At 47.8% G+C, this 24,693-nt stretch carries 24 protein-coding genes; 4 read left to right on the forward strand and 20 right to left on the reverse strand.

The window, feature by feature from the left end:
- Nucleotides 1–134 precede the first annotated feature (134 nt).
- From LS482_RS08025 to LS482_RS08035, 3 genes are all read right to left on the reverse strand, one after another.
- Entirely contained in the window at nucleotides 135–917 is a 783-nt protein-coding gene (locus tag LS482_RS08025; protein ID WP_233031259.1) for a LytR/AlgR family response regulator transcription factor, read from the reverse strand.
- A gap of 64 nt (nucleotides 918–981) precedes the next feature.
- Nucleotides 982–2,724, reverse strand: coding sequence for a tetratricopeptide repeat-containing sensor histidine kinase (locus LS482_RS08030; RefSeq protein ID WP_233031260.1), 1,743 nt, complete (start codon nucleotides 2,722–2,724; stop codon nucleotides 982–984).
- Between the two features lie 101 nt (nucleotides 2,725–2,825).
- Nucleotides 2,826–3,329 (reverse strand): CvpA family protein, encoded by a 504-nt coding sequence (locus LS482_RS08035; protein WP_233031261.1) that lies wholly within the window; start codon nucleotides 3,327–3,329, stop codon nucleotides 2,826–2,828.
- Nucleotides 3,330–3,678: 349 nt separating this feature from the next.
- Here LS482_RS08035 and LS482_RS08040 point away from each other — a divergent pair, with 349 nt between their 5' ends.
- The 4 genes from LS482_RS08040 (at nucleotide 3,679) to LS482_RS08055 (ending at nucleotide 7,019) form a co-directional block, all read left to right on the forward strand.
- Nucleotides 3,679–4,035, forward strand: coding sequence for a hypothetical protein (locus LS482_RS08040; protein WP_233031262.1), 357 nt, complete (start codon nucleotides 3,679–3,681; stop codon nucleotides 4,033–4,035).
- A 144-nt stretch (nucleotides 4,036–4,179) separates the two neighbouring features.
- Nucleotides 4,180–5,199 carry a phenylalanine--tRNA ligase subunit alpha gene (gene pheS, locus LS482_RS08045; protein WP_233031263.1) on the forward strand — a complete coding sequence of 340 codons (1,020 nt, stop codon included), beginning with the start codon at nucleotides 4,180–4,182 and terminating at the stop codon, nucleotides 5,197–5,199.
- A gap of 48 nt (nucleotides 5,200–5,247) precedes the next feature.
- Nucleotides 5,248–5,643, forward strand: a complete 396-nt coding sequence (locus LS482_RS08050; protein ID WP_233031264.1) for a hypothetical protein — start codon at nucleotides 5,248–5,250, stop codon at nucleotides 5,641–5,643.
- A gap of 200 nt (nucleotides 5,644–5,843) precedes the next feature.
- Nucleotides 5,844–7,019: an MFS transporter gene (locus LS482_RS08055; protein ID WP_233031265.1), complete on the forward strand. Its 1,176-nt coding sequence runs from the start codon at nucleotides 5,844–5,846 to the stop codon at nucleotides 7,017–7,019.
- Between the two features lie 279 nt (nucleotides 7,020–7,298).
- Here LS482_RS08055 and LS482_RS08060 read toward each other — a convergent pair whose 3' ends face one another.
- The 17 genes from LS482_RS08060 to porW form a co-directional block, all read right to left on the reverse strand.
- Nucleotides 7,299–7,934, reverse strand: a complete 636-nt coding sequence (locus LS482_RS08060; protein ID WP_233031266.1) for a LysE family translocator — start codon at nucleotides 7,932–7,934, stop codon at nucleotides 7,299–7,301.
- Nucleotides 7,935–7,959: 25 nt separating this feature from the next.
- Nucleotides 7,960–9,180, reverse strand: a complete 1,221-nt coding sequence (locus tag LS482_RS08065; RefSeq protein ID WP_233031267.1) for a murein hydrolase activator EnvC family protein — start codon at nucleotides 9,178–9,180, stop codon at nucleotides 7,960–7,962.
- A gap of 56 nt (nucleotides 9,181–9,236) precedes the next feature.
- The gene (gene lolB1, locus LS482_RS08070; protein WP_233031268.1) at nucleotides 9,237–10,013 is read right to left on the reverse strand and encodes a lipoprotein insertase outer membrane protein LolB1; all 777 of its coding nucleotides are present in this window, start codon (nucleotides 10,011–10,013) and stop codon (nucleotides 9,237–9,239) included.
- Between the two features lie 39 nt (nucleotides 10,014–10,052).
- Nucleotides 10,053–10,982, reverse strand: a complete 930-nt coding sequence (locus LS482_RS08075; protein WP_233031269.1) for a tetratricopeptide repeat protein — start codon at nucleotides 10,980–10,982, stop codon at nucleotides 10,053–10,055.
- A gap of 82 nt (nucleotides 10,983–11,064) precedes the next feature.
- A complete protein-coding gene (locus tag LS482_RS08080; RefSeq protein ID WP_233031270.1) occupies nucleotides 11,065–12,075 on the reverse strand; it encodes a sugar nucleotidyltransferase in 1,011 nt (336 codons plus the stop codon).
- Between the two features lie 417 nt (nucleotides 12,076–12,492).
- Nucleotides 12,493–12,927: a dUTP diphosphatase gene (gene dut, locus LS482_RS08085; RefSeq protein ID WP_233031271.1), complete on the reverse strand. Its 435-nt coding sequence runs from the start codon at nucleotides 12,925–12,927 to the stop codon at nucleotides 12,493–12,495.
- Nucleotides 12,928–13,055: 128 nt separating this feature from the next.
- Nucleotides 13,056–14,531 carry a lipopolysaccharide biosynthesis protein gene (locus tag LS482_RS08090; protein ID WP_233031272.1) on the reverse strand — a complete coding sequence of 492 codons (1,476 nt, stop codon included), beginning with the start codon at nucleotides 14,529–14,531 and terminating at the stop codon, nucleotides 13,056–13,058.
- 192 nt (nucleotides 14,532–14,723) lie between these two features.
- The gene (locus LS482_RS08095; RefSeq protein ID WP_233031273.1) at nucleotides 14,724–15,215 is read right to left on the reverse strand and encodes a hypothetical protein; all 492 of its coding nucleotides are present in this window, start codon (nucleotides 15,213–15,215) and stop codon (nucleotides 14,724–14,726) included.
- 667 nt (nucleotides 15,216–15,882) lie between these two features.
- Nucleotides 15,883–16,740, reverse strand: coding sequence for an ATP synthase F1 subunit gamma (gene atpG, locus LS482_RS08100; RefSeq protein ID WP_233031274.1), 858 nt, complete (start codon nucleotides 16,738–16,740; stop codon nucleotides 15,883–15,885).
- Between the two features lie 78 nt (nucleotides 16,741–16,818).
- Nucleotides 16,819–18,396, reverse strand: coding sequence for a F0F1 ATP synthase subunit alpha (gene atpA, locus LS482_RS08105; RefSeq protein WP_233031275.1), 1,578 nt, complete (start codon nucleotides 18,394–18,396; stop codon nucleotides 16,819–16,821).
- Between the two features lie 75 nt (nucleotides 18,397–18,471).
- Nucleotides 18,472–19,008, reverse strand: a complete 537-nt coding sequence (gene atpH, locus LS482_RS08110) for an ATP synthase F1 subunit delta (RefSeq protein WP_233031276.1) — start codon at nucleotides 19,006–19,008, stop codon at nucleotides 18,472–18,474.
- A 7-nt stretch (nucleotides 19,009–19,015) separates the two neighbouring features.
- Complete coding sequence (locus tag LS482_RS08115; RefSeq protein ID WP_233031277.1) at nucleotides 19,016–19,510, reverse strand: F0F1 ATP synthase subunit B; 495 nt, start codon at nucleotides 19,508–19,510, stop codon at nucleotides 19,016–19,018.
- An 81-nt stretch (nucleotides 19,511–19,591) separates the two neighbouring features.
- A complete protein-coding gene (gene atpE / locus LS482_RS08120) occupies nucleotides 19,592–19,789 on the reverse strand; it encodes an ATP synthase F0 subunit C (protein WP_233031278.1) in 198 nt (65 codons plus the stop codon).
- Between the two features lie 53 nt (nucleotides 19,790–19,842).
- Nucleotides 19,843–20,928 carry a F0F1 ATP synthase subunit A gene (atpB, locus tag LS482_RS08125; protein ID WP_233031279.1) on the reverse strand — a complete coding sequence of 362 codons (1,086 nt, stop codon included), beginning with the start codon at nucleotides 20,926–20,928 and terminating at the stop codon, nucleotides 19,843–19,845.
- Nucleotides 20,929–21,028: 100 nt separating this feature from the next.
- Nucleotides 21,029–21,418, reverse strand: a complete 390-nt coding sequence (locus LS482_RS08130; protein ID WP_233031280.1) for a hypothetical protein — start codon at nucleotides 21,416–21,418, stop codon at nucleotides 21,029–21,031.
- A 138-nt stretch (nucleotides 21,419–21,556) separates the two neighbouring features.
- Nucleotides 21,557–21,979, reverse strand: a complete 423-nt coding sequence (locus LS482_RS08135) for a bactofilin family protein (protein WP_233031281.1) — start codon at nucleotides 21,977–21,979, stop codon at nucleotides 21,557–21,559.
- Nucleotides 21,980–22,019: 40 nt separating this feature from the next.
- Entirely contained in the window at nucleotides 22,020–24,596 is a 2,577-nt protein-coding gene (gene porW, locus LS482_RS08140) for a type IX secretion system periplasmic lipoprotein PorW/SprE (protein WP_233031282.1), read from the reverse strand.
- Nucleotides 24,597–24,693 lie beyond the last annotated feature (97 nt).

The following is a 24,693-nucleotide window of genomic DNA, read 5'->3' on the forward strand; positions in this document are numbered from 1 at the left end:
GACAAAAATTTTTAGTGATCTCCTTTACAAACTATAAAGTTATGCAATACCTTATATTCAAACGGGAACCACCCCTTGCCAACTTAGTATTCGCCCATATTTTATGAGAATTTGAATAAACACGGGGCGGATTTTCACAATGTATTCAGATATGCCATCAAGGTCGCTTTCCTGTTCTGGGAAACAGGTATCCGGTTGCCGTCTTCCAAAACAAGAAGGCCTTCTTTTTTACGGTAAGCCCTTATGTACTGCACATTGACCAGGTACGACTGGTGTATCCGGATAAACCCTAAGGGAGCCAGGTTCTCTTCCCAGGTTTTCAGGGGTTGTGACACGAGTATTTTTTTATGCCCTTCAAGCACAAAAAGGGTGTAATTGTTGTCTGCCTGTGCATAACAAACCTGTCTGGCGGGAATGACGTAAATATTTTCCGCTGTTTTCAGGACAATCTTTTTGGCAGAAGGAGCTTCGCCCTGCTTGTAATTCTGAAAGAAGGCTTCCAGTTGCAGGTAATAATTTTGCTGTTGCAGGTTGTCCAGTGCCCGGGTAACGGAATCTTCCAGTTCAGAAGGCGCAAACGGCTTGAGCAGAAAATCGAGGGCACTGTAACGGAACGCCTCCAGGGCATAATCGGCATAGGCCGTAATAAAGATCACTTTAAAACCCGGGCTCCGTTCCCGGTAGTGTTTTTCAAGAAACTCAAACGAATTGCCGTCGGGAAGGTTGATATCCAGCAAAAGCAGTTGCGGTAAATGTGTGGAGAACATCGTTTCCGCAGCGGCCAGGTTGCCGGCTTCAAGTAATTGCAGGTTTTTAAATTTTTCCCGGAGAACAGTGGTTATAACCTCCCTGGTCCGGAGGTTGTCTTCCACCACCAGACAGGAAGTCGGCATATCGGCTTTCAGGTTGTTCATCATATATTTTACTATAGCTCGTACGGTTTAACAAAATGCAAACACAGAGAGGGTTGCTACAATATCATCAATCCTCAAAAAAAGGAACCCTTATAATTATCTTTGTTCCGGGAAACTCCGGGTGTTCCCTGAAGGGCATTATTTCCACACTGATCTTTCTCCGGTTTACCTTGTTGAACTCGCTTATCCGTTTATTTATGATCTCACTTCCCATAGCGCGGTGAAAGGCATTGGCTTTTTGTTGATCCTGGGGGTATATTCCCTTTCCATTGTCGCATACCGTTATCCGTAATGTATGCTCTTCTTTTGCGAAGTCAACGGAAATCTTCCCTTCCGCTATGCCCTGCATCCCGTGGATCACGGCATTTTCTACAAAAGGTTGTATCAGCATTACAGGTATGCTCAAGCCATTCATGGCCTCCGGGAGTTCACGGGGCGTAATCTCATAAGTAAAGCCATCGGGGTGATTGAGCTGCTGAAGCCGTAAAAAATTGCGGATCATCGCCACCTCTTTTTCCAGGGCAATGGTGTCCCGGTCTGAACTCTCCAAAACAGAACGGATGAGCTTGCCAAAGCTGTTCAGGTATTCCATAGAGGCTTCGGTTTCATTCTTAAAAATAAAATCCTGTACGCTTTGCAGGGCATTAAAAATAAAATGAGGGTTGAGCTGAGTGAGCAGAAACCGCTGTTGTATCCTTGATTTTTCCAGGGCCTGTTTTGTTTTGTTCTGCTTTATCCAAACATATATCAACCCCGCAAACAGCAAGAGTAGCGCCAGTGAAATCCCCAATAAAATCCGTTGCCGGTTGATCAGTTTGTCCTGTAACTGTTTTTCCGCCTGCAGGTGTACGATCCGGGCCTGCTTCTGTTCGGATTCGTATTTTTCGGTAATTTCGGTAACCTGTGCTTTCTGGTTCAGTTCCGTTAAAGAGTCCCTGACGCGGTCATACATTTTAAAATAGCGCAATGCCCCCTCCGGGTCACCGCTTTTTTCGGCTGTCCGCCTCAGATTCAGCAATGTCCGGAGCCGTTCTTCCCCCGCGGCATTTTTTAAAGCCTTATTATAATACGCCATCGCCGTATCAAACCGACCCAGATTCTCATAGGCATACCCGATATTGAGCTGGGGTATCACCGGGCTTCCCTGCTTCAGGCTATCCCTTACATACAATGCTTTCTCACCTGTACTTATTGCTTCCTCCCATTGTTCCGTTTCCGTATACAATTTGCTCAGATTGGTATACAGTACGGACTTAAAATAAGGTTGATTCAACTTAGCGGTAAGGGTAATGGCCTCAAGTGCCGTAATTTCCCCCTTCTCAAAGGCCCCGAGATCAATATACAGGGCATTGAGGTTTATCATGACCCTGAGTTTATCCACCGTCTCCCCTTCTATAACCTCCAGGGCGCCTTCCAGGTAGTGCAATGCTTTTTGAAAATCTTCCAGGCGTGCGTAAAGCCCTCCGAGACTGGTATAGGTTTTGCCCACCTCATTCGGATACCGGTCCTTATCGTGAAATTCCAGGCTTTTATGGCATTGGATCAGGCCTTTTTCGTATTCCTTACGAAGCAGCAACACGCTCCCCAGGCTACGGTAAAACCTCCCTGTATACAAGGAATCATTCCCCGATATTGCTGCGGACAACCCTTCCTTAAACAGCTTATCCGCTTCAGACAGGTTCCTCTCCAGCATGAATCGGTACCCTTGACTGTAAAGGCTGTCCATCCTTTTCGTAAGGCCTTCATTCTCCTGTCCAGAAAGTAGTAACGTATAAAAACCTATGGAGAAAAAGCACAAAATTTTATGCATCCGGTGCATAACACTATTTTTTATGTTAGATTGATAGCATTCAAAATCAGGTGCCAATGAATATGGCAAACAAAGATAGCCACACCTTTCCGGACATCCTTTTACTCCGAAGAAAATTCTTCCCCCCTGTCGAGCACCAGGTAAAACACCGTTTCCCCGACTTCCTTTACGGGTTCGTACAACAGTGATGTACGTTTCTTTTGGACATCCACAAAGCTCATCACATTATCCGTAGCATCAAAAAAGACCAGCAGCGCACCGATAATGACAATGACCTTTAACCCTCCGAAAAGGCCTCCCAGAACCCTGTTGAGCAGGCCGAGTGCCGCAAAATCGGCAATCCTGGTAAGCAGTTTTCCCGCCAGGGACACCACAATGATCACCACACAGAACACCAGGATAAAGGCGGCCAGGTTGACGTATTTCGCTTCCCAGTCTACATAATTCTCCAGGTAGCCCCCGGCTTTATACGAAAAGTGCATGGCACAATAAATCCCCAGTATCAACGCAGCCAGCGAAGCTATTTCCACAAAAAGCCCCTTGAACAACCCCCGAACAAAGCCGAAAATGATGAACACCCCTATGGCGATATCGATATAATTCATGCCGTTTTCTCTTGATCCTGTTATCAAAGATATACAAATAATGATTCAATAGTCAGATATGTGCCTTTCCGTTTCCGGATGACTTCGGAATAAGGCCGAATCTTTGTAACTTTACCCCTTGAAACTCGTAACTAAACCTCCGGATTGCAATCCGGAGGTTTAGAAAGGCAATTTCATTGCCGTGGTTATCAGGTTACCGAGTTATTTAGTCAACACGCAATAACCCAGCAACCATAGGATAACACAAAAAATTTATAGAAACTAAAGTCACTGCAATAATCCCGGTTATCCCGATAGATATCGGGATCGGGAGCAGGGTTTTAAACCTAAAATTGAGAACAATAAAAACATGTCCAGAGACGAAAGACTAAAAGAACGCTGGGATGCCATCGTGAAAAGACTGTCCGGCAGGTTTGCAGACGGCGATCCGCTGGATCTGGATGCCATCATATACCTTATCGGGGTCCAGGAACTGGGACAATTGGACCGGAAATTCAAAAAAGACGACAAAATAAACCTGATGCACATTGCCATATGCCGCTTGCTGGAGCCTTATGGCTACTACGAATTCGACTATATCGATGCCGAGGGCTGGCCCCACTATCAGATAAAAGAAGAACTCCCTCCCCTCAAGGCCGGGGAGCAATCGGTTCTGATGAAAGAAGCCATAGTGCAGTATTTTATAGAGAAAGAATTTATAGAATAAGTAAAAAAAAGTAAATTTGCCCGCTGTTAAGGACCTGTTCCGCAATTCCGGTAAAAATAAACAGCATCCCTTTTCAGCCTTTTACCGGCTTTGAAACGGAGAAGACTGACAAAAATTTGCCGCATTCACTAAAAAAGTTGCTCCATGATAGACAAGATCAAGGAATATATAACCGAGGTAGAGCAATTTACCTCTTCGGACCAAGGAGAAATAGAGGCTTTTCGTATAAAATACCTGGGTAAGAAAGGGGTGCTCAATGATTTCTTCGCCACTTTTAAAAATGTTCCCAACGGAGAGAAAAAAGAATTCGGCCAGGCTGTAAACCGCCTTAAAAACGCTGCCCAGGAAAAGGTCAATACCCTGAAGGAGGCCCTGGAAGGCCAGGTCGCCCAAAAAAACACCTATGGCGACCTTACCCGTCCCTCGGAACCGGTGGCACTAGGGGCACGCCACCCCATCTCTATTGTAAAAAACCAGATCATCGATATCTTTTCCCGTATAGGATTCAATGTATCCGAAGGACCGGAAATCGAAGACGACTGGCATAATTTTACGGCCCTCAACCTTCCGGAATACCATCCTGCCCGGGATATGCAGGATACTTTTTTCATACAGACCGATCCGGATATCCTGTTGCGGACCCACACCTCGTCCGTACAGGTACGTTATATGGAAGAACACAGACCTCCCATAAGGACCATTTCCCCCGGAAGGGTTTACCGTAACGAGGCCATATCGGCGCGTTCGCACTGTTTCTTTCACCAGGTGGAAGGCCTGTATATTGACAAAGGCGTGTCTTTTGCCGACCTGAAACAAACCCTCCAGTATTTTACCACGGAGATGTTCGGGAAGTCGAAAATCCGCCTGCGGCCTTCTTATTTCCCCTTCACGGAACCTAGCGCGGAAGTGGATGTATACTGGGGCCTGGAAACGGAAACCGATTATAAAATGACCAAGGGTACCGGGTGGCTGGAGATCATGGGATGCGGTATGGTAGACCCCAACGTACTGCAGAATTGCGATATTGATCCCAAAGAATATTCCGGTTTTGCCTTCGGTATGGGAATAGACCGTATAGCCCTGTTACTGCACCAGATACCCGATATCCGTATGCTCAGTGAAAACGACGTGCGTTTTCTGGGGCAGTTTAAATCGATTTTATAACCCTGATATTTCAAAACCGGCTGTGATCCGGGAATAACGCTTTCCCACATGAAGAAAGATATTGAAATCCCCGTAGTGAAGGACGTGTTTGTCGCCGTGGTACGGGAATGGAACGACGAATACCTGTCCAGGGACTGGAATGCGTATATTATCAACAACGGGAAAACCCCCATAGAAATGGTCCTCGTCGTTTCCAAAGGATATGACAAGGATACCCGGACTTCCGTAATGCGGCACGGTATCGGTGTGGTAGATGCAAAGGACTATGCTAAAATAGAGCTGGTCCAGGAAGATGTGCTGAAACTGCACAACGAATTCTTCGTCACTTTCTTCTCCGACGGTAAACTGCACGAGAAAAAATACCTGTTCCCCAAAAACACGATCCGCGAAAGTGACCTGAAAGACCTCCCGGTCCTGGAACAACAGGGCATCCTGGCCGAATAACAATCCTTCTACCCGAAAATTAACATATAATTAAACCCTTGTATATTGGAAAATCCGGTTGCAGTGGCTTAACTTTGCCGCTTCTTTCAATCATCTGTTACTACCCTTTTTGTGCTGTACGTATTTATCGCCGTAGTTCATTCTTTCGGAAAATACGTTTACAGACATTTTTCAGAACACCTATTATACGACCGATCGCTATGAAAAAAGGATTGCTTTCCCTGGCCATAGGAGGCTTTGGTATTGGGATGACAGAATTTGTTATGATGGGCATACTGCCCGATATTGCGTCTTCACTGGATATCAGTATCCCCGTAGCGGGACATTTTATCTCGGCCTATGCCCTGGGGGTGGTTATCGGCGCCCCGCTGATGATCGCCATTGCCGGGAAATATCCGCCCAAGCGGATACTCATGGCACTCATGGCCTTTTTTACCGTTGGCAATGCACTTTCGGCCTTTGCCCCGGATTATCACTACCTGCTTGCCACCAGGTTCCTGTCGGGGCTGCCTCACGGGGCCTTTTTCGGCGTAGGTGCCGTGGTAGCAGGCCGACTGGCCACGGAAGGCAGGCAGGCCAGGGCGGTTTCGCTCATGTTTGCCGGGCTTACGATAGCTAACATTATCGGGGTGCCCCTGGGCACCTATATAGGCCATCATCTCAATTGGCGGTTCACCTTTATGATCGTAACCGGGATAGGCATCATTACACTTCTGGCACTCAGGTTCTGGCTTCCAAACCTGCAGGCTTCCCCTTCTTCGGGTTTTTTAAAAGAGCTCAAACTGTTCACCAGGCTCAAACCCTGGCTCATCATTCTGCTCACCACTATCGGCACGGGCGGTTTTTTTGCATGGTACAGCTATATCGCCCCTTTACTCACCGAAGTGGCCGGGTTCAGCAGCAATTCCATTACCTATCTGCTTATTATTGCCGGGGTGGGAATGACCCTGGGCAATATTACGGGAGGCCGGCTGGCCGACCGGTTTTCGCCCATTAATGCCACTTCAGGCCTGTTGCTCTGCATGTCGCTGGCCCTGATGACCCTGACCATGGCCGCACATTACAAGATCCCTGCAGTGATCATGACCTTTGTTATCGGAGCCCTGGCTTTTTCCATAGCCGCTCCCATACAGATGATGATGATAAGGGCAGCACGCGGTTCGGAAATGCTGGCATCTTCCATTACCCAGGGGGCTTTTAACATGGGGAATGCACTGGGTGCCTACCTGGGGGGGATCCCACTGACCAGGGGCTTCGGTTATACGGCACCGGACTGGGTAGGGGCTACACTGGCTTTTTCAGGATTTGTGATCGCCCTTGCCATAATTGCGGTTGACCGTATATCGGAAAGGAAGCTGAAAACAGCCGGTGCCTGATAAAAGGCAACAGTCCAGGCATGATGCGGAAACTAAAGTTCCATAGGTTTTGACAAGTAATGAAATTGTGCTTTGGTTACTCCGTTATTGCGTTGACGAGTTATTTACCAGGATGGCCTGAATAACTGAGTACCTCATTAACCCGGTGACAACTTTTCAGAAGCCAAAGTCATCCCGATAGTCGGGATCGGGAAAAGTGCGTCGTTTGAGCTGTTTTTGAGACCAGTCAAAAAGATATTCCGGCCGGAGCACTCAATTTGCATTTGTAAAAGAGCTATTCTACTTTGCTTTCGCAAATGCCATTTTCACTGCGAGTCCCGTGAGCACACTCGCCATAAACCACCTCTGGAAACGGGCCCAGGAAGGGTTCCGGGAAAGCCATACCGACATCCGGGCGGCAAAAATGACGATAAGAAAGTTTACGGAAAAACTGATAAGTACCTGCACAATGCCAAGCTGAAAACTCTGTGCGAGCACCGAACCGTATTCGGGCTTTATGAATTGCGGGAAAAAGGACAGGTAGAAAACCGCCATTTTCGGATTCAGCACGTTCGTGAGAAAACCGGTATGAAACAACCTGACCTTCGAATCCTTTTTCAATGTACTGTCGGCACTGAACAGGTTGTTTTGCTTTGATCTTACGGCTTTATAGGCCAGGAACAACAAATACCCTACCCCGAGTATCTTTACCGTTATATAGGCATAGGGAACGGCGAAAAAAATAGCGGTCAGCCCGAAGGAGACCATTACAATGTGGAAAAGAAAACCGCATATCACACCGAAAAGGGATACGATCCCGGCTTCTTTCCCCTGGGAGAGGGAACGGGAGATCAGGTAAACCATGTTGGGGCCCGGGCTCATGACCATAATAAATGCCGCCAGGGCAAATAACAAAAGGGTGTCGGCAGGTAGCATACAATATATTTTATGGTGATCTGTATTACATTCTGTAAATCCATTCTTCCGGGTTCAGGCGGTGCGTGTCCCGGTACAGGAAAAACTTGAGCTCGGTCTTTCCGGAGGACGGGCTGGTAAATATTTCCCCGAGTTCCGTTTTTGCCGATATTTTCTGCCCCTTTTTCACATAGATCCTTCCGAGGTTGTAATAGGTGGTAATATAATTTCCGTGCCGCAACTGCACGGCCTTATTGGCTCCCGGAACAGCAATAATGGCCGATACTTCCCCGTCGAACACCGCCCTGGCTTTTTCCCCGCTCTGCGTGGCAATGATCACCCCGTTGTTAAAGTTCTTCACCGCGGGATACACCGGGTCGGAATATTCGCCGTAGCCCTTGCTTTTCACCCCTTTTTTCACCGGCCATATCAGCTTGCCCTTATTGGCGGAAAAATTATTTGCTATAACCTTGGCTTCCGGGGTCAGTGCAAAAGTAGCGTTACTGGCACTTTTCCCGGCCTTTTTGTTCGATTCGGCAATGGCTTCCCGGATCAGTTTTTCGATCTGCCTGTCTATGGCCTCTGCCTCCCTCCGTTTTTTAGTGATCTGGGTATTGTATTGCGATTCCTTTTTCCGGATACTGGCTACGAGTTCCTGTTGTTCCCGTCTTTCTTTCTCCAGGGCCTGTTGTTCCTTCTTGTTTTCCGCTATCAGTTTTTCTTTCTCCTTCCGCTGAGCAATGAGGTCCTTGTTCAGTTGCTGAAGTTCTACGGTCTTTGCTTCTATGGAACGTCCCTGTTCCTTGCGGTAATCGGCATATTGCTTCATGTACTTCAACCGCTTGTAGGCCTGGAAAAAACTCTCCGACGAGAGCAGGAACATCAGCCTGTTTTGCTGTGAGCTGCTCTTGTAGGTACGCCGGATCGTCTCGGCATAATCTTCCTTTAATGTACCGAGCTCTTCACGCAGGTCGGCTATTTTTCTCATATTGTTGTTTACCTGCCTGTTCAGCAGGTTGGCCTGGCGGTTGGTTACCCGTATGAGCTCTTCACGTACCCTTATCTTCTGATTCAGGTCTTCCACTTCGGTAACCACGTTCTGCCGTTCCTTTTTCTGCCGTGACAAAAGTGTATTGATCTGTTGTATCTCTTCCTGTAAACGTGCCCTTTTCGCCTCCAGTTCCTTTTGTTCCCTGCTTTGTGCATTTGCGAAACCGAAACAAAGAAAAGCCGCCATCACCCCTAAAAAAATACGTGCTCTCGTCATGCAGATTGTCATTTAATGTGCGTCAAAATTTTAACCCGGATCACTTTTCACCTGCTTTACTTCAATGTTATTTCCCGGTACCCCTTCGGGACATTGTACGGAAAATTCAGTTTGCGGTTGAATTCCACATTCCTGTACTTTATGCCTATCCTGGTTTCGTTGCCGTGCTCAGAGGCCGTGATCCCGATCTCTTCCGGGAATACGCGCTCCGCCACCTGTTGGTAGGCCTTGTACCGGATAGTAAGCAACCTCCCTGTCTGCGGTTCGGACAATACCTGTTGCCCCATCTTGAAATTGGCGGGTTCCACCCGGAACAACACTTTTACAAAATCCATTCCTTTAACGGGTTTTAGCTGGTAGTTATTGTTCACAACCAGGGAATTATAATCCCCTTCCCTGAGGTTGAACATGGCCTGACCCAGCAGCATGTTCTGTACTTTTTCAAAATCCAGTTCGGTGCCCAGCAAGTCGCTGAGGTACGTAAAATCGCCGTCGAAATAGGTATTGTCCAGCTTGTTGTAAAAACTTACCCGCTCCGGGGTAATGTACACTTTGGCAAGGTTCATGGTAGCACTCATCCATATGGCCTTGTCCTTCTCGATCCGGAAACTGAGACTGAAACCCTGTGACGAAGAACCGTCGTCATAGTCCACACGCATCCGCCCGGCAACGGTTTTAAAGTCCAGTGCGTTTTTATAATGCCTTTTGATGATCTGCCGGGCCGAAAGGTTCCGGGCAGCTTCTCCGTCGGCTACGCCTTTGGTGGTCTTGCACGATTGCATCCAGATCGCCGCCACGGACAGCACTATCCATATTTTGTATATACGCTTCATCCCTTTGTAATCGTTATTCGGTTTCCGGCGGTGACCAGGTCATTTTTTTATCTTCCCGGCATATTCATCCGCCTTTTTGTTATTGCCAAGGGAGTTATAGGCTATAACGAACTCCCTGTATATGTTGTTTTGCAACTCCACATCATCAATCAGGTAATCCAGGGCGGTTTGCAGCACGGCAATGGCTTCTTTGTGTGCTTTCAGGCGATTAAGGGCGTGGGCCTTGTTGTAATACAGCCCGGGTTGTGAAGGGTACATTTCCAGGGCATTTTCGGCAATTTCCAATACCTCGCGGTGATTAAAAAGCTTCTTATAGCCCTCTATTTTCCGGTATATGCCCTCCAGTTCATTTTCCGGTTCGGTATCTTCTTCGGTGATTTCCGGCGTTTCGGGTTCATGCTCCAGCCGTAGCCGCGTTTCTATCCACACCTTTTGTTTTTCCCTTTCTGCCGATTTTCCCCGCGCTTTATCCAGTTCTTCTATCAGCGAAAGGGCCCGTTCATACTTCCTGGTATTCATATAAATGCGCACCAGGTTCTCCTTATATTTCCCGTTGGCTTCAACAAGTCGCTGCCCTACCGCTATCGCCTTGTCCGTATCATTTCGTTCTTCGTACAGCCCGAACAGGGTGTCCAGATACCATATTTCCGGATTTTTTTCCACTGCGGCCAGCAAGTGGTCTTCTGCCTTTGCATATTGTTTCAGGGCGAGGTAATTGCGTCCCAGTTCGTAATCAACCACATCATTGTCCGGCTCCAGCTGTTTGCATTCGAGCAGTGCTTCGACAGCCTTTTCGTAATTTTCTATGGCTTTTTCCCTGAGGGCATCAAAGAAATGTTCCTGGAAGGCATCGGAATAGCTCTCCGTGGAAATATCGGCACTTTCCGCGGTCAAATCAGGTTCCTGACCATAATTCCAGCACAGGGAATACAGCCCGAAAAACACTGCTATGAAGGTTTTTGTTCTCACTTCTCAAATTTATGGATTCTCAGGAACTGTACCAGCACCGGCGAATTTATTTCTTCATTTTTATACCGGCCCCCGTACGGTTTTATTCCAGTACCGAATAATCTCCGATGCTCACGCTCGTAAATGAGCCGTCAAATTTGGCGTGGTTCCCGATCATGGCATTGTCCAGTTCGGCATTTTTGAGAATGGCCCTGGTTTGCACCAGGCTGTTCCTGATCACCGTGTTTTCCACAAAACACCCGTCTCCCAGGGATACATACGGGCCTACCCTGGCATTTTTAAGCACCACGTTTTCCCCTATATAACAAGGCGGAACGATCTCGGAACCCTCCATGTCCACACTGTCCGACACCAGGTTCTCCCCGCTGTTCTTCAGGAAGCCGAGCATCCTGGTATTGGTTTCCACGGTCACCTTTTTATTTCCGCAGTCCATCCACTCATCTACCTGACCCGGTACAAATTTCATTCCCTTTTCCATCATGGCCTTTATACCGTCGTTGATCTGGTATTCCCCGCCGTTAATAATATTGTTGTCCAGCACTTTTTGCAGTTCGGCTTTCAGTACGCCCGCGTCTTTGAAATAATAGATCCCGATCACGGCCAGGTCCGATACGAAAACCGCGGGTTTTTCCACCAGTCCGCCAATTGCTCCCTTATCGTTCAGTTGCACCACGCCATACGCTTCCGGGTTGTCTACCTGCTTCACCCAGATCACGCTGTCCGCACTTTCATCGAGGGTGAAATCGGCCCTGAACAGCGTATCCGCATAGGCAATCACACAGGGTCCCGAAAGCGAGTCGGCGGCACACATTATGGCGTGTCCCGTCCCGAGGGGTTTATCCTGGTAGTAAATAGTCCCTTTTGCCCCGAGGTTCTCCGCAACCGAAAGCAGGGTATTTTCTATTTCCCGGCCAAAATCGTCCTTGATAATAAAGGCCACTTCCTCGATCTCCTGTTTCAGGACCCCCGCAATGTCTTCCACCAGTCGTTGTACGATAGGTTTTCCCGCGATGGGGATCAATGGTTTGGGTACGGTTAACGTGTGCGGACGCAGGCGCGATCCCCGTCCCGCCATGGGTACAATAATTTTCATGCGTGTTGTGTTTTTCGCCGGAAACGAAATCCGCTTTCCGGCATTTGTGTTATATCATTCGTTCGTTCTCGTGTTTTTTACTCACTAAGTGAGATTTAAAATGCTCCGGCGCCTGTCCTGATCCCGATGGTTATCGGGATACCGAAGGGCTTGCCCCGAGGTTGTTGACTACCCGACCACATCCGGACTGAAAGGTACAGCGATTTTTACAAGCAATGAAATTGCGTTTTAGTTATTGGATTATTCAGTTACTTAGGCATCACGCATTAACTCAATAACTCATTAACCCAATAACCGGACTATACTTTTTCACACGACTAAAGGGCTCCAATAATCCCGACAACCATCGGGAGCAGGGTTTCAGCCCCTCAATTGAGCCCCGTAAAATATAGCGCATCCGGAACATCGATTTTCCGGCTATTTCACCCCCGTACTTCCGAAGCCTCCTGCCCCGCGGACGGTATCGGACAGTTCCTGTACTTCTTCCCATTCGGCCCTTTCGTGCCGGGCTATCACCAGTTGTGCTATGCGTTCACCATCCTCTATGACAAAATCGGCATCGGAAAGGTTGACCAGGATAACGCCTACCTCTCCCCGGTAATCGGCATCTATGGTACCGGGCGCATTGAGCACGGTAATCCCCTTTTTGGCCGCAAGGCCGCTTCGCGGGCGTACCTGGGCCTCATATCCCACGGGTAATTCCATATACAGGCCCGTTCCCACCACTGTTCTTTGCAGCGGCTTCAGGCTTACGGGCTTATCGAGGTTTGCCCGAAGGTCCATTCCGGCCGAAGCCAGGGTTTCATAGTTGGGTAACGCATGTTTGGATCTGTTCATTATTTTTACCGTCATCTTTTTTTGATTTTTTTAGCCGGACACCGTGCTGATAACTGCAACACCAGAGCATCGTGCCCGGAAGGTTTATTCAACTCCGTTCGATCGTTTCTAATTAATAATTAAAGCTGCCGGGTTCGGCCCTTTTACCCGCCCGGGCGGTACCTGTCCAGGAAAATCCGTTTCAGTGCTTTTCTCTCCAGGTAAAACACCAGCATCAAAAATACTAAAAGTAGCCCGCTTCCTACAAGTATATCACTGTTAAATACATAAAAGGAAAGCAGGGAAAACACAACGGAAACCGTTAAATACGCCCCTATTTTCTTTATATTATAGGGAACGGGATAATGTTTCTGCCCCAACAGATATGACAACAGCATCATGCTGCCGTATGCGGCCAGGGTGGCTATGGCAGAACCCTTATAGCTTATAACGGGGATCAGGGCAAAGTTCAGTGCCAGTGTCACCACGGCACCGAAAACGGAAATATAGGCGCCGTACCGGGTCTTATCGGTAATCTTGTACCAGACCGAAAGGTTGTGATAAATCCCCAGGCATAAATTGGCAAAGATGATCATGGGCACCACGCCCAGGGCCTCCCAGTACGAATCGTTCCGGATGAGCAACACTTTCAGAAAATCGATATACACCATTACCCCCAGCAATATGCACGAACCGAATATGACGAAATATTGTGTGATCAGGGCGTAGGTTTCCGGGGCGTTCCTGTTTTTTGCATGGCTAAAGAAAAAAGGTTCCACACCCAAACGGAATGCCGTGGCATACAGGGTCATAAAAGTAGCGATCTTGTAACAGGCAGAATACGCCCCTACCTCGCCCTTGGCAATATCTTCGGGCAGCAGGTAATCCAGTAACTGGCGATCAAAGACCTCGTTGACCGTATAGGCCAGCCCCGCAATGAGTACGGGCCAGGCATATCGCATCATCTTTTTCCACAGTTCACGGTCAAAATGCCATTTTACTTTGCCGTACATGGGCAGCACCGCCAGGAAGGTAAGGGCACTGGCTGTCATGACGGAAATAAAAATATAAGCAATCTCAAAATCTTCTACATAGAGAAAATTCCATAAGCTATTTGTTGTCCGGTCGGCAAGCCGGGGCAGGATAACGAGAAAAAATATATTCAGCCCGAGGTTTACGGCCACATTGCCCATCTTGATATAGGTATAGGTCAGCGGCCTTTCGGCAGCCCTCAACCTGGCAAAAGGAATGATGGCCAGGGCATCCAGGGCAAGTATCCAGATGGTATATACGATGTACCGGGTTTCAATATTGCTTAACGCAGACAGCGGTTCCCGGAGCGGAAGGGCAAGAAACAGGAACAACAGTGTTGTTGCGACTATGGAAATTGAAGCGGTACTGACCACTTTTTGCTTGTCCGGTTCCCGGTTATAAAACCGGAAAAAGGCTGTTTCCATACCATAAGCCAGCAATACGTTGAAAATAGCGATCCAGCTATAAAGAATACTCACTTCCCCGTACTCTTCCTTCGGAAGAATATCGGTATGCAGCGGAACCAGGAGAAAGTTAAGCATCCTCGGCAGCACTGTTGCCAGCCCGTAAATGAATGTATGCTTGAAAAGTTTTTGAAGTGCACTCAACAGTTCACCGGATTTGTAGGGGGTAAAAGTATGGAAAAGTAGCGAAAATCCCTAACCGTTGCTTCGGCTTTAGCTGATCCTGAGTGCAGCTGAAGGACTCGGCAACCGGGTAAACCGATCGAATAAAACCTGTAATTCCGAATGCCGGAAAAAACCCCGACACCCCTCTTTCCATACCGGGCACCCAAAAGATCACTCTTTTCGGGGGGTTACCACGGGCTTTCCCTCCTTTACACGTGCTATTTTAAAATATTTCAGCTTTCCTTCTTTCTTATAACTGACTACTGCTTCGTCCTCTGCCAGTTCAAAAGGGATGGGTTTTCTCAATTCGGGGGGCCTGTTGCCCACCTCTTTGCCCGGATCGGCATGCATGATGATATCGGGTTTCGGCGCATTTACAAAACGCCCTATATACACCAGGTAACTGCCCCGCTGTACTTTTTCCAGTTGAACCGCCCGCCCCCGGTAATACAAACTGTCCAGGTAGATATCACTGCCCGAAATAACGGGGATAAACAGGTTTGTTCCCGATTCGGGGCTCCCTTCCGTGGTCCAGGCTTCGGAAACCACTTCGCCCAGTTCCAGGCCATCCGGTTTTCGGGATAAAACCTTTTTGGAATTTACGCATTGCGAAAAGGCTGATATGACCATAATCCCGACAAGAATGTTTATTGTTATTTTCATTTTGAAGCTGTTTTTAAGTCAGTTGATCCTTCAAAAACGTCACTGCCGGCTGAAGCGCGGCAGGTTTACCCATAACGCATTGATGCTCATTCCGGTATTTTCCGAAACCACAATCGGAAAGCGTCTTCGTGAGGAGCCGACTAAAGAATTATTTTTATGTCGAACCCCGGGTTAAATATACTACTTTCAAATTTGATGCCATTCCCCGGACCAGGATCATAAGGTTGTGGGGTTTTTAGCTTTTTGCCAGTTTCCCTTTTGGTTTGGCCGCGGATACACGAATGTTTTTGGGTTGAAAGTTGCATGTTCGATGTGAGGTTGTACTTTAGTTATTTGGTTATTCAGTTATTCAGGCATCACGCATAAACTCAATAACTCATGAACTCGATAACCTGTTAACCCAATGTCAGGTTGATACACTTTAAACCGGGAGGAGTTTCGGTTTCCTGTTTTTAAAAAAACATGAATAGCGGATAAGAAAAACAGCTCACACAGGGGATATAATTCTGAATATGCTTTTGATTCACAACTTAAACATTATTCACATTAACTTACACTAAACAAAAAACCTGTAAGAACATCAAGATTCTTACAGGTTTGTATATCAATTATGGAGGTTTATCTTTTTAAACGGTCCCGATCGACCTGGTATTTCCTCCTGTTTTACTTAGTTATTCAATGCTTCCGCACCACCCACAATTTCGAGGATCTCGTTGGTAATGGCGGCCTGACGGGCTTTGTTGTACGTCAGTTTTAACTGGTCTTTCAGTTCCTTCGCGTTGTCGGTGGCCTTGTGCATGGCGGTCATCCGCGCCCCGTGTTCCGAAGCAAAGGAATCGCGAACGGCTTTGTACAACTGCGTTTTGAGTGACTTCGGGATCAGTGTTGCAATGATCTCTTCTTTCGAAGGTTCAAAGATATAATCGGAGGCCAGCTCATCCCCTTCCACGGGTACGATGGGTAAAAACTGTTCGTTCCTCACGATCTGTGTTGCGGCATTCTTAAAGTGGTTGTACAGCAGCACGATCTTGTCGTAAGAACCGTCCACATATTTCGCCATTAAACCTTCCGCTATTTCCGATACATTGTCAAAAGTCAGGTCATCAAAAATATGGTCGTGGTTTTCCTTAATGGTGTACGACTTTCCAAGAACTTCACCGCCTTTTCTGCCTATAGCTACAAAATCCACCTGTTTTCCCTTATAGGTATCTGCAACAGCCTGTTTGGCCTCCTTGATAACATTACTGTTAAAGGCGCCGCAAAGTCCCCTGTTGGAAGTAATCACCACCGCAAGCACATTGTTCACCTCGCGTTCTTCGGCATACACACTCCCGGAATCCCCTTCCATCGATGCACTGAGTCCCTGCAGCAGTTCGGTCAGTTTTTCCGCATAGGGCCGCATGGCGGTAATGGCATCCTGTGCTTTTTTCAACTTTGCAGCAGACACCATCTTCATGGCGCTGGTGATCTGCATCGTTGAGGATACCGATGTTATTCTTCCGCGTATTTCTTTTAAGTTTGCCATATCTTAATTAGCGAATTTGATAATGTGCCGATCTCCTAATTTACTATTATCAAACCGACACACCGGCTAATTATCACATTAATTATATTTTCCCGAAAGTTCCTTAGCAACAGCGGTCAGCTTACCGGTGATCTCATCGGTAAATTTCCCCTGTTTCAGGAGGTCCAGTACATCCCTGTGCTTGGCATTCAGGTATTCGATATAATCCCTTTCAAATTCCTTTATCTTGTTCACAGGTACATTTCGCAGCAGGTTTTTGGAACCGGCATAGATAATGGCCACCTGGTCTTCTACGGTATACGGATCGTTTTGTGCCTGTTTGAGGATCTCCACGTTTCGCTTTCCTTTTTCGATAACGTTAAGGGTAGCGGCATCGAGATCAGACCCGAACTTGGCAAAGGCTTCCAGTTCGCGGAACTGTGCCTGGTCGAGTTTCAGGGTACCGGCCACTTTTTTCATGGACTTGATCTGTGCCGACCCCCCCACACGTGATACGGAAATACCCACGTTGATCGCAGGCCGAACGCCGGAGTTGAACAGGTCGGACTCCAGGAATATCTGTCCGTCAGTAATGGAGATCACGTTCGTAGGGATATAAGCCGATACGTCACCTGCCTGGGTTTCGATGATGGGAAGGGCAGTTAACGATCCGCCTCCCTTAACTTTGGATCTCAACACTTCCGGAAGATCGTTCATTTCCTTCGCAATATTGTCATCGGCAATGATCTTCGCGGCACGTTCCAGCAACCTGGAGTGCAGGTAGAAAACGTCACCGGGGTAAGCCTCACGTCCCGGAGGGCGTCGCAACAACAGCGATACCTCACGGTAGGCCACCGCCTGTTTGGACAGGTCGTCATAAATAATCAGGGCCGGCCTCCCGGTATCGCGGAAGTACTCTCCGATCGCAGCACCGGTAAACGGCGCGTACACCTGCATTGCAGCAGGATCGGAAGCGTTGGCGGCAACTATGGTCGTATAGGCCAGTGCACCCTTGTCTTCCAGTGTTTTAGCTATCCCTGCAACGGTAGACGCTTTTTGTCCTATAGCTACATATATACAGTATACAGGTTCCCCTGCATCGTAAAATTCCTTTTGGTTCAGGATCGTATCAATACACACCGTGGTCTTACCGGTCTGACGGTCACCGATAACGAGCTCCCGTTGTCCGCGACCTACCGGGATCATGGCATCTATCGATTTGATCCCCGTCTGTAATGGCTCATTTACGGGTTGACGATAAATTACCCCGGGGGCTTTGCGTTCCAGGGGCATCTCGTACAATTCGCCTTCTATGCTTCCTTTACCGTCTATGGGGTTCCCGAGGGTATCTACCACTCGTCCTACAATACCTTCTCCCACATTCACGGAGGCAATACGCTGTGTACGTTTTGCGGTAGCACCTTCCTTGATCTCTTTGGATGGACCCAACAATACCACACCTACATGATCTTCCTCCAGGTTGAGCACCATACCCTCCAGGCCGGACTCAAACTCTACCAATTCCCCGTACTGGGCATTGGAAAGCCCGTAAACGCGGGCGATACCGTCTCCTACCTGCAATACGGTTCCTACTTCATCCAGGGAAGCTCCCGCTTCAAATCCCGATAATTGTTTCTTTAATATTGCTGATACTTCAGCCGGATTAACTTCAGCCATCTTTATTTTGGTGTTTAGAGATCAGCTATTAAATCCTAATATCCAACCTCATTTTTTAATTGTACTAACTATATATTAATTAAAAGAAAATGTTCTTTTTAAATTGCTTAACCTGTTTGCTATACTGGCATTGTATTGCAGATCGCCGATACGCAGAATAAAACCGCCCATGATGCCCTCGTCTATTATATTTTTCAGCACCGCGTCTTTCCCGGTAAGTTCTTTTACTTTCTGCAACACTCCCGCCTTGAGCCTGTCGGTAAGCGGCACGGCAGTAGTGACCACGGCCACCTGTCTTCCGTGGGCCTCATCATAAACGCCCACATACTGCCCGGCTACCTGTCCCAGAAGGGCTATCCTGTTATTCGCTGCCAGGATATCGATAAGGTCTCCCGATATTTTATGTACGGAAGCAAATATTTCCCTGAGCGCCGATTTTTTCACGTCCGTTTTTATCACCGGGTTTTTAAGCATCAACTGCAGCTCCCGGCTCCCGGCTACGGTTTCCTTAACCAGCTGCATATCTTCGTACACTGTCTCCGTGGCATCCTGTTCCCGGGCCAGTGCCAGAACTGCTTTTGCATAACGTATAGCTGCTCTTGTTCCTGCCATTGTGCGTTTAGTTTAAGGTACCGACTTCTCCAAGCATGTTCTCCACCAGTTCAAGCTGTTTATCTTTGTCTGAGAACTCCTGTTTTATCACTTTTTCCGCAATTTCCACGGACAACCCGGCCACCTGGCTTTTCAGTTCGGCAAGCGCCGCTTTCTTTTCGCCTTCGATGGTGGTCTTGGCCTGTGCAATGATCTTGCTTCCCTGCTCCTGCGCTTCTTCCCTGGCATCGGCAATGATCTTTTCTTTCATCTCGCGGGCCTCTTTGAGCAGGGCATCTCTTTCCGCACGGGCTTCCTTGAGGATACGCTCGTTATCGGCCTTGAGGTTCTGCATTTCCTTACGGGCTTCTTCAGCTGCCGCCAGGGCATCGTTAATGGAGTTCTCCCTGGTCTTTACCGCACTCAGTATCGGTTTCCACGCATATTTGCGCAATAAGGTCAGCAGGATAACAAACACCAGTACCGACCAAAATATCAAACTTTCAGGATGCGTAATATTCATTGTAATATAGTTTAAGTCCTTTCGTTACAACAAGTAAAAACCACCCCGCAACCAACCGTTACGGAGTGTGTTTTTTTCAGATTATTTCATCAGGGCAACAACCACCGCAAACAGTGCAACACCTTCGATAAGGGCCGCCGCGATAATCATAGCCGTCTGAATCTTTGAAGCCGCCTCGGGTTGACGTGCAATAGCGTCCATTGCAGAACCACCGATCTTACCGATACCTATCCCGGCACCGATCGCAGCCAATCCGGCTCCTATTCCAGCTAAAATCATAGTTAAAAATTTATATAGTTACTAAATTAAACTCTGTTACAAAATGCCACTCCTTAGTGGTGATCGTCCACCGCCTGGCCGATAAACAGGGCAGACAGGAGGGTAAATACATAAGCCTGTAATGCCGCCACCAACAATTCCAGTACAAACATAAACAGGGCAAATGCTATGGATACGGGCGATACCGCCGCGGTTTTAAATATGAATATCAGCGAGAAAAGGCTCAGGATCACAATATGCCCCGCAGTAATGTTGGCAAATAAACGCACCATAAGTGCAAAGGGCTTGGTAAACATGCCCAGCACTTCTACCGGGATCATAATGAGCAACAAGGGTTTCGGCACCCCGGGAGTGGCAAAAATATGCCCCCAGTAATGCTTGTTCGCGCTGAACGTGGTGATCAAAAATGTAAATACGGCCAGTACTCCGGTAAAGAGTATATCGTTGGTAAGTGTTCCCGAGAAGGGAAAGAACGGGATCAACCCGAACAGGTTACCCAGCCATATCAGGAAAAATACGGTAAGCAGGTATGGCATGAACCTTTCGTATTTCTTCTCCCCGATGTTGGGTATGGCAATATCGTTCCGTACAAAGAGGATCAAAGGCTCCATAAAACCGGCCAGGCCTTTCGGCGCGCCCCGGTTTTTCTTATACGATCTCGCTACCGGGATAAAGATCAGCAACATGATGGCTGCCGACAGGAACAGTGTAAATACGTTCTTGGTAATGGAAAAATTAAGCGGCCTGTCGTTTACGGGGTGGCGGTCTTCGCCTTCTCCGTGGAAAGACAATTCACCGTCTGCCCCGGCATAATAAATTTCGTCGTGATAGCGTACGAACTTCATCCCCTTTTTCTCTACCACTACTTCCCCGTCTTCATCGTGGTGGAACGCACCGGACATAAAAGTCACCAGGCCGTTATCGGTCCACAGGATCACGGGAAGCGGCAGGGACACCTCACCGGCAATGTGAAAATCATGCGAGTCGCTGATGTGGTGCATAATGGTCTCGGTAGGATCGAAGGCTTCTTCCCCGGAATCAGCAGAATGACTGTCCTGGTGTTCCTGGGCAAACACGGATGAGATAGTCAACAGTGTTAAAAAAGCTAAATTTTTGACAAATTTTCGTGCTATCGCCATATCTTTATCTCTAAAAAATATCGGGTCTCAAAATTTTGGCGCAAAGGTAAAAATTTAATTAACAATTCCTTGTTTATAAATAAAGATTTTTCCTGTTTTTTTATTTCCTGTCGTCCTGCAGGAGTTTTACCACATAAAGGACCTCAATCGTTAAATATATGAAGTAGGAAATAAAAAATGCCAGGATATCGCCCATAAAGTTGCCCTCCCCTTCCAGCAAAGGCCATAAGAAAACCACGGAGGCCATCATTCTCAACAAACTACACGCCATAAAAGCATAACCCGTCTTGTCAGAAAAGGTGTTGTTTACATAACTTAAAAAAAGATAAATGAGAAAGGTAACCACAAAGTGAAACACGTAAATGGCAACAGTGGAAAGCTGAAAATCGTACCGGGTGATCCCGTATGTCACCAATGCGTATTGCAGTGCACACAAGACTGCCGTAAACGGCACCATAAGCTTTAAAAAGGCTATTATATGTTTTTTCATACGGAGCTTCGGGTTTAGGTTCCGGCCTGCAAATATAGCCCTTCCTGCCAAACCTTGCCCGAATAGCTTTCAAAAGCCCCTTCCCCGGGCCAGGGAAGAAGATTATGTCTGTTCCGGAAGCCTGAAAACTTCTTATTATCAGGCGGTCCTGTCGGCTTTTTTCTGTTCCTGATACTGCGTTTTATTCAGGGGCTTGATCTCGGCCCCTTTCATGGTACAGTTGGCATTGAATGCCGCCCCGGGGTCTACGGCCAGCTTGGAGGCCACTACTTCACCCTGGATAATCGCGGAAGATTTCAGCGACAGTTGTTCGGCCACCAGCAGTTCGCCGGTAAATTTCCCTTCCACATCGGCATTGGTACATTCTATCTTGCCGTTGATAAAACCGTCTTTTCCTATGACTATCCTCCCGGAGGATTTTACATTTCCCTCTACCTGTCCGTCAATACGGATATCGGCATCGGAAACAATATCACCGGTAATCCTGGTGTTTTTCTCAATACGATTGGCTTGCGGAAAAGTTTCCGAAATCACTTTTCCCTTTTTGGATTCTGAAAACATTTGGGGTAAGTTTTAGTAATTATGATTAATAGTATATTGATTATGGTTCCTGACTGGTTTCCTTGTTTTTATAGGCATCAAAATTCTTGTGTACCTGTACCGTCCTGTAATCCGGGCTCAAAATAAGGAAATTTTCCGTGTCTATCACACATTCCTCATCATTATTGACCAGTTCCCGGTAAGCATCGGCCTCGGTTTTGTTCCTCAGGCCGTGGACCACTACAAAAACAGTATCGTCATCATACACGTCGAGCGACACCTTCAGGTTTTTGTAATACGGATATTTCAGGGTAAAAAACTCCATGTTCTCCATCAGCTCCCTGGTCCCGGTAATACTGCTTTTGGGCAGGGGAAACAGGAGTTTCCACCGTCCTTTTCCTTCTTCCGCCGCCGTTAATGCGTCATTTTCCAGGGCAACAGCTTCGTCCAGCCTCCGCTGTGCCTCCTTGCCCACGTCATCATTGGGGTAATTGAGCGCTATGCTGCCCAGGGCTTCCTTAAAACGTTCCAGTCCGTACAACCGGCCCAGGCAGGTGGCCCGGAGCATCTCCATCCTGGGAATGATCTCTTCTCCGGTATGTGTTTTTATGTAATTTTCCGTTTCCCGGAGCACTGTTTCATACTGTTGCGCCTGGTATTTCTTGTGGAGCGCGGTGAAGCGGGCTTCGGGGCTGTCGGTCTCCCCGGCCAGAACGGCTTCCGGGTTTTCCAGGATCTCCGCATAACGCGACCCGGGGTGGTTTTTGATAATGTCTTCCCTGGCCTGTGCCATTTTATCCGAACCGACCTGCTCATAAAGCCGGAAAAGGTGGTATTTGGAGGGTAGGACCAATTTTTCCTCGGGCTCGCTGTCCAGTACGGTTTCCAGTTTTGTTATCGCAAGCGGATATTCCCTGAATTTTTCCTTGTAGATAAGCCCCAGCTGGTAATTAGCAAAATCCCTTTCCGTTTTAAGGCTGTCCAGCACTTCTTCATCGGCCGGCAAACGGTCCAGGTAAAAATTGATATCGTAACGCTGGTCCGGTGCTACAGCTACGGGTTCCTCCCCTTCCGGAGAAATTTCCGCCCTGGCAACCGTGTTTTTGTCAGACAGCCGCCAGTTGTCTCCCAGTTCCCGGTCGCCCCATGTGCTCCGGAAAGCCGTTTTTCCGTGTCCCAGGGTCACCTGGTTGTAGAAGTAAAATTTTCCGCCTTGATTTTCGTTCTGTGACCTTGTATTCCCGGATTCTTCAAAAGGATTAAACATCCCGGCCTCCGCAGCGCTTTCTTCGGCTTCCCTTTGCCTGGCCTCTTCTTCCTCCTTTTTCTTCAGTTCCTCAATGTAGGTCTCAAAATAGGCTTCGCGCTCGCTTTCCGGCATGGCGGCAAGACGGAGTATGCTGTCGTTCACATATACGATATCTTCATAACGGATCACATCCTGGAGGTTTTCCCGCTTTTTCTGTATGGCCCTTATCTTGCGGCGGTCGTCTTTCAGTTTTGTCAGTGTACTGTCGTAATACGCCCCTGCATTTTTATATTCGTTACGGTCAAAGTTCATTTCAGCCAGTTGTTCGTAACACACGGCACTCAGCTTGTCATCACCGGTATTGGCACGAAGCGACCTGTTCAGGTAAGCTTCCGCCAGTGCCACGGAATCGGCTTCCATATGAAAGTCGGCTATATAATGGTATATTTTATCAAGGAACGGCCTGTTTTCACGGTTTTTTTCCATTTTGGCCAGGAAATCCAGCCGTTCTGCCCTTTCTTCCGCGTCGGCCACTTCGGTATTCCGCATTTTTTGCAGCCGTGCATTGATCATATAGATGCGGGGCGATTTCCGTTTCAGGACAATGACCTTGTCAAAGGCCATGTTGGCACTGTCTTTATCTTCAAGGGCATTGTACAACTGTCCTATAATATAGTTATACCTCCCTTTCTCTTCGTTTTTTTTGGTGAGTCCGGCCGCGATCTTTAACCGTCGTATGGCGCTGTCCTTGTATTGCAGGTTGATATAGGCCTGCCCCATCATGGCACTGGCATCGGCATACTCCTGGTCTTCGAGCTCCTCGCTGCGGAGCAGTTCCTTCAGGTTTTCAAGCGCCAGTTCTTCGCTTTCCATACGGATATTCGTCTTTTCCCGCCATATCTTCGCCCGGGCATATTGATCGCTGTCCGGGTACTTGTCCATCACGTAATTAAAGGCTTCCATGGCCGGGATAAAACGCTGGTCGTAATACCTTCCCATACCCAGCAGCATATAGGCCTCGTCCATCTGGGGGTTGCGTTCCCGCCCGCGGATGTTCATTCCGTGTTTTTGGATGGCCTTGGTCGCTTTTTCTTCTGCCCTTTCGAAATCGGGGTTTTCCGCTCCGCCCGAAAAAGCCAGTTCCTCAACCACTTCCATACGTTCTACCGGAAGTATTTCCCAGTAATCGTCCCCGTATGAAGTAACCAGTCCTTCCCGGCCGTCCCGCAGGGCATTTTTTCCGTTATAGAGAATATTGTATTTGGACGTAAGTGCGTGAAAGTTACGGTTCAGAAAAGCATCCCTCTCGGTAGAACATCCCGAGAGCACAACGAATGAAATTGCCGCCACAGCAAAAATAAAGCAGGATATGTTGGTTACGGGCCTCAAACTTCAGCATTGTTTTTGTATCTCCCTTTCGGGAATGGCATTTTTCCACAGGATACGGTACCTGCCGTATCCGGATCCCGGTTCGTTTATTCCCGGC

Source organism: Sinomicrobium kalidii, from assembly GCF_021183825.1.
Taxonomy (GTDB): domain Bacteria; phylum Bacteroidota; class Bacteroidia; order Flavobacteriales; family Flavobacteriaceae; genus Sinomicrobium; species Sinomicrobium kalidii.